10 protein-coding genes are annotated in these 12,588 nt (G+C 65.0%); 6 read left to right on the top strand and 4 right to left on the bottom strand.

Going from position 1 to position 12,588, the window contains the following annotated elements; all coding sequences use genetic code 11:
- Window positions 1–66: 66 nt before the first annotated feature.
- Together L0U80_RS11420 and purN are read right to left on the bottom strand one after the other, a co-directional pair.
- Window positions 67–1,455, bottom strand: coding sequence for an RsmB/NOP family class I SAM-dependent RNA methyltransferase (locus tag L0U80_RS11420; RefSeq protein ID WP_233864166.1), 1,389 nt, complete (start codon window positions 1,453–1,455; stop codon window positions 67–69).
- Entirely contained in the window at window positions 1,452–2,123 is a 672-nt protein-coding gene (gene purN, locus L0U80_RS11425; RefSeq protein WP_233864168.1) for a phosphoribosylglycinamide formyltransferase, read from the bottom strand. The genes L0U80_RS11420 and purN overlap by 4 nt, the downstream gene beginning before the upstream one ends.
- Before the next feature lie 147 nt (window positions 2,124–2,270).
- Here purN and L0U80_RS11430 point away from each other — a divergent pair, with 147 nt between their 5' ends.
- The 6 genes from L0U80_RS11430 (at window position 2,271) to dut (ending at window position 9,647) form a co-directional block, all read left to right on the top strand.
- Window positions 2,271–3,266, top strand: a complete 996-nt coding sequence (locus tag L0U80_RS11430) for a bifunctional riboflavin kinase/FAD synthetase (protein ID WP_233864170.1) — start codon at window positions 2,271–2,273, stop codon at window positions 3,264–3,266.
- Window positions 3,267–3,428: 162 nt separating this feature from the next.
- On the top strand, window positions 3,429–6,281 hold the full coding sequence (gene ileS / locus L0U80_RS11435) for an isoleucine--tRNA ligase (RefSeq protein ID WP_233864172.1): 2,853 nt from the start codon (window positions 3,429–3,431) through the stop codon (window positions 6,279–6,281).
- Window positions 6,281–6,787, top strand: a complete 507-nt coding sequence (gene lspA, locus L0U80_RS11440) for a signal peptidase II (RefSeq protein WP_233864173.1) — start codon at window positions 6,281–6,283, stop codon at window positions 6,785–6,787. The genes ileS and lspA overlap by 1 nt, the downstream gene beginning before the upstream one ends.
- 76 nt (window positions 6,788–6,863) lie before the next feature.
- A complete protein-coding gene (coaBC, locus tag L0U80_RS11445; RefSeq protein WP_267954686.1) occupies window positions 6,864–8,093 on the top strand; it encodes a bifunctional phosphopantothenoylcysteine decarboxylase/phosphopantothenate--cysteine ligase CoaBC in 1,230 nt (409 codons plus the stop codon).
- Between the two features lie 67 nt (window positions 8,094–8,160).
- Entirely contained in the window at window positions 8,161–9,165 is a 1,005-nt protein-coding gene (locus tag L0U80_RS11450) for an LLM class flavin-dependent oxidoreductase (protein ID WP_233864174.1), read from the top strand.
- Window positions 9,166–9,200: 35 nt separating this feature from the next.
- Complete coding sequence (dut, locus tag L0U80_RS11455) at window positions 9,201–9,647, top strand: dUTP diphosphatase (RefSeq protein ID WP_233864175.1); 447 nt, start codon at window positions 9,201–9,203, stop codon at window positions 9,645–9,647.
- Between the two features lie 147 nt (window positions 9,648–9,794).
- Here dut and clpA read toward each other — a convergent pair whose 3' ends face one another.
- A complete protein-coding gene (clpA, locus tag L0U80_RS11460) occupies window positions 9,795–12,092 on the bottom strand; it encodes an ATP-dependent Clp protease ATP-binding subunit ClpA (RefSeq protein WP_233864176.1) in 2,298 nt (765 codons plus the stop codon).
- The gene (clpS, locus tag L0U80_RS11465) at window positions 12,089–12,403 is read right to left on the bottom strand and encodes an ATP-dependent Clp protease adapter ClpS (RefSeq protein ID WP_124149280.1); all 315 of its coding nucleotides are present in this window, start codon (window positions 12,401–12,403) and stop codon (window positions 12,089–12,091) included. Before clpS ends, clpA begins: the two co-directional genes overlap by 4 nt.
- Window positions 12,404–12,588 lie beyond the last annotated feature (185 nt).

Raw genomic sequence — 12,588 nt, forward strand, 5'->3', positions numbered from 1 at the left:
GCGTGTTCGCGCGCGGCCGGGCGGGCCGCGCGTTCGTACTTGTGACTAACCACTACCGGGGCGCTCTTAGTCGAGCGCCGAGTCCGGCGCGGAGACGACGTCGCTCGCCCGTGCGATCGCCTCGGTCGCCTCGCTCACCACCGCCGATTCCTCCGGCGTGGTTTCGGCCTGCGCCGTCTTCGTCTTCGGCTTTGCTTCGCCGCGACGCTCCAGCACGGCAGCAAAGAAGCCGTCGGTGGCATGGCGGTGCGGCCAGAGCTTGAGGTACTCGCCCGTGTCGAGGCCGATGCGCTGCTCGGCGAGCACGTCGCGCGCGCTCACCAGGACGAACTCCGGATGCGCTTCGAGGAACTGCTTAACGACTGCCTCGTTCTCGGCTTCGAGGATGCTGCACGTCGCGTAGACGAGGCGGCCACCACGCTTGAGCAAACGCGCGGCGCTCGTGAGGATCGACAACTGCTTCGGCGCGAGTTCGGCGACCGACTCGGGCGTCTGCCGCCACTTGAGGTCGGGATTGCGGCGCAGCGTGCCGAGGCCCGAGCACGGCGCATCGACCAGCACGCGGTCGATCTTGCCGACGAGCCGCTTGATCTTCGAATCGTGCTCGCTGTCGATCAGCACCGGATTGACGTTGGAGAGCCCGCTGCGCGCAAGGCGCGGCTTCAGCTTCGCAAGCCGGCGATCCGAGACGTCGAACGCGTAGAGACGCCCCGACGAGCGCATCATCGCGCCGAGCGCGAGCGTCTTGCCGCCCGCGCCCGCGCAAAAATCAACGACCATCTCGCCACGGCGCGGCGCGACGAGCGAACACAGAAGCTGGCTGCCCTCGTCCTGCACTTCGAACCAGCCGTTCTTGAATGCATCGAGTTTCGCGAGGGCCGGCTTGGTCGCCACGCGCACGCCGAACGGCGCGAACGGCGTCTCACCGGCATCGATGCCGGCATCGGCGAGCGCGCGCAGCAGTTCGTCGCGGCTCGCCTTGATGGGGTTCGCGCGCAGATCGAGCGGCGCCGGGTAGTTCAGCGCGGCAGCCAGTTGCGCGAGTTCGGCGGCATCGAACCGCGTCTCGAGCGCCCGCACGATCCACTCGGGCAAGTTCAGTTGCACGCGCTGCGGCAGGCTCGCCGGATCGACCTTCGATACGTGTTCGAGCCAGTTCGCCTCGGCGTCCGAGACGAACGGGCGCACAGCCGATCGGCCTGCCGTCGCCATCAGGCCGAGCAGGGCCAGGCGCCGCGTCGGGCTGCCCGTGCCGCTCTCGGCCAGATGCGCGAACTCCATGCGGCGGCGCAGCACGGCGAACACCGCTTCGGCGATCACGCCGCGCTCGCCGTGGCCGAGCTTCGGATGCTCGCGGAAAAACCGGCTCGTGACGGCGTCGGCGGGGCCGGTGAACTTGAGGACGTCGGCGAGCAACGTTTCGGTTTGTCCGATCAGAAATCCATGCAGCCTCATGCGCCCTCCCCGGCGATTTGTGCGTTCGTGTTGGTGTCGTCAAGGAAGAGCCATTGCGGCTCGGGCGGCGTGAGCGTCACGCGTCCGTCGTCGAGCGCAAGGCGCCCTTCGACGAACCAGCGCACCGCGCGCGGGTAAATCAGATGCTCGGTCTTGAGGATGCGCGCGGCGAGCGCCGCCGCGTCGTCGCCCGCGCAGACCGGCACGGCCGACTGCAGGACGATCGGCCCATGATCGAGCGTCGGCGTGACGAAATGGACCGTCGCGCCATGCACGCGACAGCCCGCGTCGAGGGCCTGCTGATGCGTCTTGAGACCAGGAAAGCTCGGCAGCAGCGACGGATGGATGTTCAGCATCCGACCCGAATAATGCGCGACAAACCCGTCGGTCAGCACGCGCATGAAGCCGGCGAGCACGACGAGGTCTGGCTGATAGCCGTCGATGACTTGTGCGAGCGCCGCGTCGAACGCAGCGCGATCCGAATACTGGCGATGATCGACCACCGCCGTGGCAATGCCGTGCGAAGCCGCGAACGCAAGGCCCGTGGCGTCAGGGCGGTTGGCAATCACGGCGGCGATGCGCGCCGGCCACGCTTCGTGCGCACAGGCGCGCACGATGGCTTCCATGTTGCTGCCCCGTCCAGAAATCAGGATGACGAGATTTTTCATCCGCGGATTTTATCATTGAGGGCGGCCTCCGACGCCCGTACCGGGGCGGCTGACCGCCCGAGCGTTTATAATCTTCTGTTTCGTCGCGGCCCGCTCGCCGCACGTGACAACGTCACACCAGCCACATTAACGGTCCGTTCCGCAATCGTGAGAGTCTTCCGCGGTCTTCCCAACGCCGAAAGCCGCGCGCCCTGCGCGCTCACCATCGGCAACTTCGACGGTGTCCACCGCGGACATCAGGCGTTGCTCGCGCGCGTGCGCGCGGCAGCCGACGCTCGCGGCCTGCCCGTCTGTGTGATGACCTTCGAGCCTCACCCCCGCGAGTTCTTCAATCCTGCCGGCGCGCCGCCGCGCATCGCGATGCTGCGCGACAAGCTGGAAGCGCTCCGCGATAACGGCGTGGACCGCGTCGTCGTCGAGCACTTCAACCATACGTTCGCGAGCCAGTCGCCGGATGCGTTCGTCGAGCGCGTCCTCGTCGGCGGCCTCCATGCCCGCTGGATGTTGATCGGAGACGACTTCCGCTACGGCGCCAAACGCGCCGGCGATTTCGAGTCACTCAAGATCGCGGGCCGTCAGTACGGCTTCGAAGTCGAGCAGATGGCGACCGTGGCCGACCCGTCAGGTGCGCGCATCTCCAGCTCGGGCGTGCGCGCACAGCTTGCAGCGGGCGACCTCGACGCGGCGCGCGCCGCACTCGGCCGCGGCTACGCGATCAGCGGGCACGTCGTGCACGGCCTGAAACTCGGCCGCGACCTCGGTTTCCCGACGATGAACTTTCCGATCGGCCACAAGCGGCCGGCGGCGAAGGGCGTTTTCGTCGTGCAGGTGCATGGCATCGCCGAGAAGCCGCTGCCGGGCGTCGCGAGCCTCGGCGTGCGCCCCACGGTCGACGACTCGGGCCGTGTGCTGCTCGAAGTCCATTTGCTCGACTGGCACGGCAGCGCCTATGGCAAGCTCGTGCGCGTCGAATTCCTGAAGAAGCTGCGCGACGAGGAAAAGTTCGTCGACCTCGAAACGCTGACCTCAGCGATTGCCCGCGATGTGGTCAACGCCCGCGCGTGGTTCGCCGCCGCCGGCGCCGATGCCGCGGGCACCCGTTCCACCGGTTTTGCGACCTCGGCCACCGACCGAATTAGGTGACCGGCTGCCCGTGCGCGCGTAATCAATGCGCCGCCCGGGTCCCCCGCCGCGGCGCACCGCTCGCAATGACGCGAGCAGCGCACGAGGCGACTGAGGCGGCAGTTATGCGGCGAAGCCGCTCGCGCCGACCCGAGTATCCCCAGAATTCACCGTGATCTCACCATGAGCGACAAAAAAGCATCCTCCGGCAAGCCCGCGCAGAAGTCCGAATCGAAGTACCCCGTCAACCTGCTGGACACTCCGTTCCCGATGCGCGGCGATCTGCCGAAGCGCGAGCCGCAGTGGGTCAAGGAATGGCAGGACGGCAAGATCTACGAAAAGATCCGCGCAGCCTCGAAGGGCCGCAAGAAGTTCATCCTGCACGATGGCCCGCCGTATGCGAACGGCGACATCCACCTCGGCCACGCGGTGAACAAGATTCTCAAGGACATGATCGTCAAGGCGCGCAACCTCGCGGGCTACGACGCGGTCTACGTGCCGGGCTGGGATTGCCACGGCATGCCGATCGAAATCCAGATCGAAAAGCAGTTCGGCAAATCGCTGCCCGCCCAGGAAGTCATGCAGAAGGCGCGCGAGTACGCCACCGGCCAGATCGAGACGCAGAAGGCCGGTTTCCGCCGTCTGGGCGTGCTTGGCGACTGGGACAACCCGTACAAGACCATGAACTTCGCGAACGAAGCCGGCGAAATCCGCGCGCTCGCGAAGATCATCGAGAAGGGCTACGTGTTCCGCGGCCTGAAGCCCGTGAACTGGTGTTTCGACTGCGGCTCGGCGCTCGCTGAAGCCGAAGTCGAGTACAAGGACAAGACCGATCCGACCATCGACGTCGAGTTCCCATTCGCGCAGCCCGCCGAGACGGCAGCCGCGTTCGGCCTCGCGGCGCTGCCGCGTCAGGAAGGCGGCATCGTGATCTGGACCACGACGCCGTGGACGATTCCCGCCAACCAGGCGCTCAACGTCCATCCGGAAGTGGTCTACGCGCTCGTCGACACGCAGCGCGGCCTGCTGATCCTGGCTGAAGAGCGCGTTGAAGCGTGCATGAAGGACTTCGACCTCGAAGGCCGCGTGATCGCCACGACGCCGGGCGCAAAGCTCGCGAACCTGCGTTTCCATCACCCGCTCGCGTCCGCGCATCCGGGCTACAAGCGCACATCGCCGATCTATCTCGGCGACTACGTCACGACCGACACCGGCACGGGCATCGTGCACTCGGCGCCCGCCTACGGCGTCGAAGACTTCATCTCGTGCAAGGCCCACAACATGGCCGACTCGGACATCATCAGTCCGGTGATGGGCGACGGCCGCTACATCGAATCGCTGCCGCTGTTCGGCGGCCTCACGATCTGGGCGGCGAACCCGAAGATCGTCGACGCGCTCGACGCCGCCGGCACGCTCCTGCGCAGCGAGAAGTACGTTCACAGCTACATGCACTGCTGGCGCCACAAGACGCCGATCATCTACCGCGCCACGTCGCAGTGGTTCGCGGGCATGGACGTGAAGCCGAAGGACGGCGGCAAGACGCTGCGCGAGACGGCGCTCGAAGGCATCGAGGCGACGGCGTTCTATCCGTCGTGGGGCAAGCAGCGCCTCTACGCGATGATCGCGAACCGTCCGGACTGGACGCTCTCGCGCCAGCGCCAATGGGGCGTGCCGATGGCGTTCTTCGTCCACAAGGAAACGGGCGAGCTGCATCCGCGTACGCTGGAGCTGCTTGAAGAAGTCGCGAAGCGCGTCGAAAAGGAAGGCATCGAGGCGTGGCAGACGCTCGATCCGCGCGAGCTGATCGGCGACGACGCCAACCTGTACGAGAAGAACCGCGACACGCTCGACGTGTGGTTCGACTCGGGCACGACGCACTGGCACGTGCTGCGCGGCTCGCACAAGGATCAGCTTCAGTTCCCGGCCGACCTCTATCTGGAAGGTTCGGACCAGCATCGCGGCTGGTTCCACTCGTCGCTGCTGACTGCGTCGATGCTCGATGGCCGCCCGCCCTACGACGCCCTGCTCACGCACGGCTTCACCGTCGACGGCGAAGGCCGCAAGATGTCGAAGTCGCTCGGCAACGGCATCGATCCGCATGAAGTGGCGAACCGCCTCGGCGCGGAAATCATCCGCCTGTGGATCGCCTCCACCGACTACTCGGGCGAACTCGCGATCTCCGAGGAAATCCTGAAGCGCGTGACGGAAGGCTATCGGCGCATCCGCAACACGCTGCGCTTCCTGCTGTCGAACCTCTCCGACTTCGACTTCGACAAGCACGCGCTGCCCGCAGCCGAGTGGCTCGAAATCGATCGCTACGCCGTCGCGCTCACGCACACGCTGCAAAACGATGTGCTCGCGCACTACGACCGCTACGAGTTCCACCCGGTCGTCGCAAAGCTGCAGACGTTCTGCTCGGAAGATCTCGGCGGTTTCTACCTCGACGTGCTGAAGGACCGCCTCTACACGAGCGCGCCCGATTCGAAGGCCCGTCGCGGAGCGCAGACCGCGCTCTTCCACATCACGCACAGCCTGCTGCGCATCCTCGCGCCGTTCCTGTCGTTCACGGCCGAAGAAGCGTGGAAGGTGTTCCAGCCGCAAACCGAAACAATTTTCACCGAGACGTTCCATGCGTTCCCGGACATCGCGCAAGCCGAAGAGCTGATTGCGAAGTGGACGCTTCTGCGCGACGTGCGCGGCAACGTGACGAAGGCGCTCGAAGAGGCGCGTGTGGCGAACCAGATTGGCTCGTCGCTGCAGGCAGAAGTGCGCATCCTCGCGAGCGGCGCGCGTTACGACGCGCTCACCTCGCTCGGCGACGACCTCAAGTTCGTGCTGATCACGTCGGCGGCGGAAGTCGTCAAGGTGGAGAGCGAAGCGGATGAGGCCGTCGAGGTCGTCACCTCGAAGTACCTCAAGTGCGAGCGCTGCTGGAACTACCGCGAAGACGTCGGCGCGAACACCGAGCATGCGGGGCTGTGCGGCCGCTGCTTCGCAAATCTGTTCGGTAACGGTGAGACGCGGAGCGCGGCATAATGGCCAAGACCCTGCCGAAGCAGTCCCAGGCCGGCGGCACGCTCGCTCCGTGGCTGGGCGTCGCGTTGATCGTGATCCTCGTCGACCAGCTCACGAAGATCGCCATTACGAGCGTGTTCCGCTACGGCGAAGGCCGCGCGGTCACGTCGTTCCTCAACCTCGTGCTCGTGTACAACCGGGGCGCCGCGTTCAGCTTCCTCGCCACAGCGGGCGGCTGGCAGCGCTGGGCGTTCACGGCGCTCGGCATCGTGGCGGCACTCGTGATCTGCTATCTGCTCAAGCGGCACGCCGGGCAGCGCATGTTCTGCACGGCGCTCGCGCTGATTCTTGGCGGCGCACTCGGCAACGTGATCGACCGGCTGATGTACGGCCACGTGATCGACTTTCTAGACTTCCACGTGGGCGGGTGGCACTGGCCGGCGTTCAACGTCGCGGACAGCGCGATTACGATCGGCGCCGTACTGCTGGTGTTCGACGAACTGCGCCGCGTGCGGCGCGGACGTTGAAAACGCCGGTCGGTGCGATGCATGGGGCTCGGGTAAGCGCTAAAGCGCTAACTCGGGTCGACACAGGAGACGCGATTTGAACACAGCAGCTGCCACCCCGGGCGAACTCGCCGGCAAGCACCTCGTGATCGGCATGACGGGCGGCATCGCCTGCTACAAGATCGCCGAACTCACGCGCCTGTTGACGAAGGCCGGCGCAACCGTGCAGGTCGTGATGACCGAAGCGGCGACACAGTTCATCACGCCCGTCACGATGCAGGCGCTCTCGGGCCGCCCGGTTTTCACGAGCCAGTGGGATGGTCGTGTGCCGAACAACATGGCGCACATCGACCTCTCACGCGAAGCGGACGCGATCGTGATCGCCCCCGCCTCGACCGACTTCCTGGCGAAGCTCGCGAACGGCTTCGCCGACGATCTCCTCTCCACGCTCTGCATCGCGCGCGACTGTCCACTGCTCGTCGTCCCCGCGATGAACCGGCAGATGTGGAACAACCCGGCCACGCAGCGCAACGTCGCGCAACTGCGCGCAGATGGCATTGAAACGCTCGGCCCCGATTCGGGCCCGCAGGCGTGCGGCGAAATCGGTGACGGCCGCATGCTGGAACCCGAGGCCGTGTATGAAGCGATCGTCGCATTCTTCGCGCCGAAGGTGCTCGCGCACCGCCGCGTGCTGATCACCGCCGGACCGACCTTCGAGCCGATCGACCCGGTGCGCGGCATCACGAACCGTTCGAGCGGCAAGATGGGCTTCGCGCTCGCACGCGCGGCGCAGCAGGCGGGCGCCGACGTGCATCTCGTCGCGGGCCCGGTCGCGCTCGCGACGCCGTGGGGCGTCTATCGCGAAGACGTGCAGACTGCGCGCCAGATGTACGACGCGGTCATGCGCGCCGTGCCCGATTACGACGTGTTCATCGGCGTGGCGGCGGTGGCCGACTGGCGCGTCGATCACGTCGCGACGCACAAGATCAAGAAGACGGCGGACCGCCAGGTGCCCGATTTCACGTTTGTCGAGAACCCGGACATCCTCGCGTCCGTGGCGGCGCTGCCGAATCCGCCGTATTGCGTCGGATTCGCAGCGGAAAGCGGCAACCTCGACGTGCTCGGCGAGGAAAAACGCGTGCGCAAAAACGTGCCGCTCCTGATCGGTAATCTCGGACCGCAGACCTTTGGTCTGGACGACAATGAAGTCATCCTCTTCGAGGCGCCCGGTCGCACGAAGCTGCCGCGAGCGGCCAAGCAGGCGCTCGCGCAGACGCTGATCGCCGAAATCGCCCGGCGCCTGCCCGACGAGAGCATCATTTCGTGATACGCGCGCCGCGCCTTCGGTCAGCGAGGCGTGAGCGGCGCGTATCGCGAACGAAGCAAGGTATGTCATGACGCTCCTTTCCGTACTCGACCAGTCGCCCGTCATCGCCGGGCATACGGCGGGCGATGCCATCGCCGCGACCGTCGAACTGGCGCAGCTCGCCGACGACCTCGGCTACACGCGCTACTGGTGCGCCGAGCACCACGGCCTGCAAGGCGTATGCAATCCCAGTCCCGAAATCATGCTCGCGCGACTCGGCAGCGTGACGAAGCGCATTCGCATCGGTTCGGGCGGCGTGATGCTTCCCTACTACAGCCCGTTCAAGGTCGCCGAGCAGTTCATGATGCTCGAGGCGCTGTTTCCGAACCGCATCGATCTCGGTGTCGGCCGCGCACCCGGCGGCGACATGCGCACGGCACAGGCCGTCGCGTCCGGCCAGTACAACCGGGGCGAAGTGTTCGCGCAGCAGGTGCAGGACCTCGTCGGGCTGATGGACGGCACACTGCCGGCGGACAACGTCGCGAGCGGCGTGGTCCTGCAACCGCAGATCGAGACGCGGCCGCAGTTGTGGGTGCTCGGATCGAGCGACTTCGGCGGCGCACTCGCCTCGCAACTCGGGCTGCGCTTCTCGTTCGCCCACTTCATCAACGCGCACTTCGGGCATCTCGTGGCGAACGCGTATCGCGAGCACTTCCAGGCGGGCCACGAAGCGACGCCGTATCTCGCCTGCGCGGTGTTCGTGATCTGCGCCGACACGGAACAGGAAGCCGCCGACCTCGAAAAAGCCGTCGATCTGCGCCGCGTGCAGATGGCTCTCGGCCTGAACGCGCCGGTTCCGAGCGTCGAACAAGGCCTCGCGCAGGAATACGGCGAGCGCGAGCAACTCGTGATCGACCGTGAGAAGCCGCGGAGTATCATCGGCACGCCCGAAAGCGTCGTGGAGCGCATGCACGCGGTGCAGGAGCGCTTCGCCGCCGACGAACTTATTGTGCTCACCGTCGCCGGCAGCTACGCGGCACGGCTGCGCTCCTACGAACTGCTGGCGCAAGCCTTCCAGCTATCCCGCTCCTGATCCACCGGACGCCAATCCAACTCACATTTTCATTCATGCAAATCGACATCAAGATCCTGAACGAACGCATGCGCGACCAGTTGCCCCACTACGCGACGCCGGGCAGCGCGGGCCTCGACCTGCGCGCATGTATCGATGCACCGCTCACGCTCGAACCGGGCGAAACGAAGCTCGTGCCGACGGGCCTCGCGATCCACGTCGCCGATCCGGGCTATGCGGCGCTGATCCTGCCGCGATCGGGGCTCGGCCACAAGCACGGCATCGTGCTCGGCAACCTGGTTGGCCTGATCGATTCGGATTACCAGGGTGAACTGATGATCTCGACGTGGAACCGTGGTCACACGACGTTCACGCTCAATCCGCTGGAGCGCCTCGCGCAGCTCGTGATCGTGCCGGTCGTGCAGGCGCAGTTCAATATCGTCGACGACTTCGCGGCGAGCGAGCGCGGCGCGGGTGGTTTCGGCAGCACTGGCAAGCACTGATCGTCGCCACAAACGAATAAAGCACGCCAAGGCGTGCTTTTTTGTGTCTTCACTGACGTCACGAGCATCGGCCGCACGAATAACAAACGGCGCGGACCGTGAGATCCGCGCCGTTTCTATTCGACAGCCTAAGCGCCGACGAACTGCTTATTCCACTTCAGCCGCTTCCGGGCTCGGATTGCGCGGTGCCGGATGCTCGTCGAACGTGAGCTTGACCTTGTCATCTGCATCGACATCCACGGTCACACGACCACCGTTCACGAGCTTGCCGAACAACAGTTCATCAGCGAGCGCACGGCGGATCGTGTCCTGAATCAGGCGTTGCATCGGCCGCGCGCCCATGAGCGGGTCGAAGCCGTGCTTCGCGAGATGCTTGCGCAATGCGTCGGTGAAGAGCGCATCGACCTTCTTCTCGTGCAACTGGTCTTCGAGCTGCATGAGGAACTTGTCGACCACGCGCATGATGATTTCCTCATCGAGCCCGCGGAAGCTGATCGTCGCATCGAGCCGGTTGCGGAACTCGGGCGTGAACATGCGCTTGATGTCGGCCATTTCGTCGCCCTGTTCGTGGCGGCTGGTGAAACCGATCGTCGACTTGTTCATCGTCTCGGCGCCCGCATTCGTCGTCATGATGATGATGACGTTGCGGAAATCCGCCTTGCGGCCGTTGTTGTCGGTCAGCGTGCCATGGTCCATCACCTGCAGCAGCACGTTGAAAATGTCCGGGTGCGCCTTCTCGATTTCGTCGAGCAGCAGCACGCAGTGCGGCTTCTTCGTGACGGCCTCGGTGAGGAGCCCGCCCTGGTCGAATCCGACGTAGCCCGGCGGCGCGCCGATCAGACGACTCACCGCGTGACGCTCCATGTACTCGGACATGTCGAAGCGGGTCAGCTCGATGCCGAGCGTGAACGCGAGCTGCCGCGCCACTTCGGTCTTGCCGACGCCAGTCGGACCCGAGAAGAGGAACGAGCCAATCGGCTTATCGGTCTTGCCGAGGCCGGCGCGCGCCATCTTGATCGAAGCCGCGAGTGCGTCGATGGCCGGATCCTGGCCGAACACAACCGCCTTCAGATCGCGGTCGAGCGTCTGGAGCTTGCTGCGATCGTCCTGCGACACGCTTTGCGCCGGCACACGCGCGATCTTCGAGATGATCTCTTCGATTTCGCTCTTGCCGATGGTCTTCTTCTGCTTCGACTTCGGCAGAATGCGCTGCGCTGCGCCCGCTTCGTCGATCACGTCGATCGCCTTGTCGGGCAGATGACGGTCCGTGATGAAACGCGCCGACAACTCGGCCGCCGCATTGAGCGCACCCGACGAATACTTCACGCCATGGTGCTCTTCGAAACGCGACTTCAGCCCGCGCAGGATCGCGACGGTCTGCTCGACGGTCGGCTCGACCACGTCGATCTTCTGGAAGCGCCGCGACAGCGCCGCATCCTTTTCGAAGATGCCGCGATACTCGGTGAACGTCGTGGCGCCGATGCACTTGAGCGTGCCCGACGAAAGCGCAGGCTTCAGCAGGTTGGACGCATCGAGCGTGCCGCCCGAAGCGGCGCCCGCGCCAATCAGCGTGTGAATTTCGTCGATGAACAGGATCGCGTGCGGCCGCTCCTTGAGCTCCTTGAGCACCGTCTTCAGACGCTGTTCGAAGTCGCCGCGATACTTGGTGCCTGCGAGCAGCGCACCCATGTCGAGCGAATAGACCTGCGCGTCCGCCAGAATGTCCGGCACTTCGCCGCGCGTGATGCGCCAGGCGAGCCCTTCCGCGATCGCGGTTTTGCCCACGCCCGCTTCACCCACGAGCAGCGGATTGTTCTTGCGGCGGCGGCACAGTACCTGCACGACGCGCTCGACTTCCAGCTCGCGCCCGATCAACGGATCGATGCGGCCGTCCTTCGCCATCTGGTTCAGGTTCTGCGTGAACTGCGCGAGCGGTGTTTCCTTCTGGCCCGCAGCGTCCTCGGCTTCGGCGTTCGCATCGGTCGCCTTGGCAGCGTCGCCGCTGCTCGTCTTCGCGATACCGTGCGAAATGAAGTTCACGACATCGAGACGCGTGACACCCTGCTGCTGCAGGTAGTACACCGCGTGCGAATCCTTCTCGCCGAAAATCGCGACGAGAACATTCGCACCCGTGACTTCCTTCTTGCCGTTCGAGGTGGACTGGACGTGCATGATCGCGCGCTGAATCACGCGCTGAAACCCAAGTGTGGGCTGCGTATCGACGTCGTCCGTGCCGGGAACCGTAGGCGTGTTGTCGTGAATGAAGTTGCGCAGGTTCTGGCGCAGGTCTTCGATATTCGCGGCACACGCGCGCAGCACTTCTGCCGCTGTTGGGTTATCCAACAACGCCAGAAGGAGATGCTCGACCGTAATGAACTCATGCCGTGCCTGACGTGCTTCCATGAACGCCATGTGCAGGCTGACTTCCAGTTCCTGGGCAATCATGCTTCCTCCATCACACACTGCAGCGGATGACCGGCTTGCCGTGCGTGGGTAACAACTTGCTCAACTTTGGTCGACGCAATGTCCCGCGTATAGACCCCACAAACTCCCCTGCCTTCACGATGCACCTTCAACATGATCTGTGTTGCGGACTCGTGATCCTTATTGAAATATTCCTGCACGATCATCACGACGAATTCCATCGGCGTGTAGTCGTCATTCATCAGCACGACCTTGTACATGGAGGGCGGTTTGACCTTTTGCTCCTGCCGCTCCAGTACGGTTGAATCCTGCTTGTCCGGGATAATCGCCATACACCCATTCTAAACAACTCGGACAGGCCCGCAATCCTGCCGATACCCGACCGGCCGGTCGGTGAACTCGCAGCACGTATACGGTGCGCAGCGCCCCCTCCCCATCCAGCCACTACCGGCTGCGGGGCCGGTCTCATCCACTTCTCGCGTATTCGTCATGCACCCGCTGAGTGCATCCGATGCGC

It is taken from the genome of Paraburkholderia adhaesiva, assembly GCF_021390575.1.
Classification (GTDB): Bacteria; Pseudomonadota; Gammaproteobacteria; order Burkholderiales; family Burkholderiaceae; genus Paraburkholderia; species Paraburkholderia adhaesiva.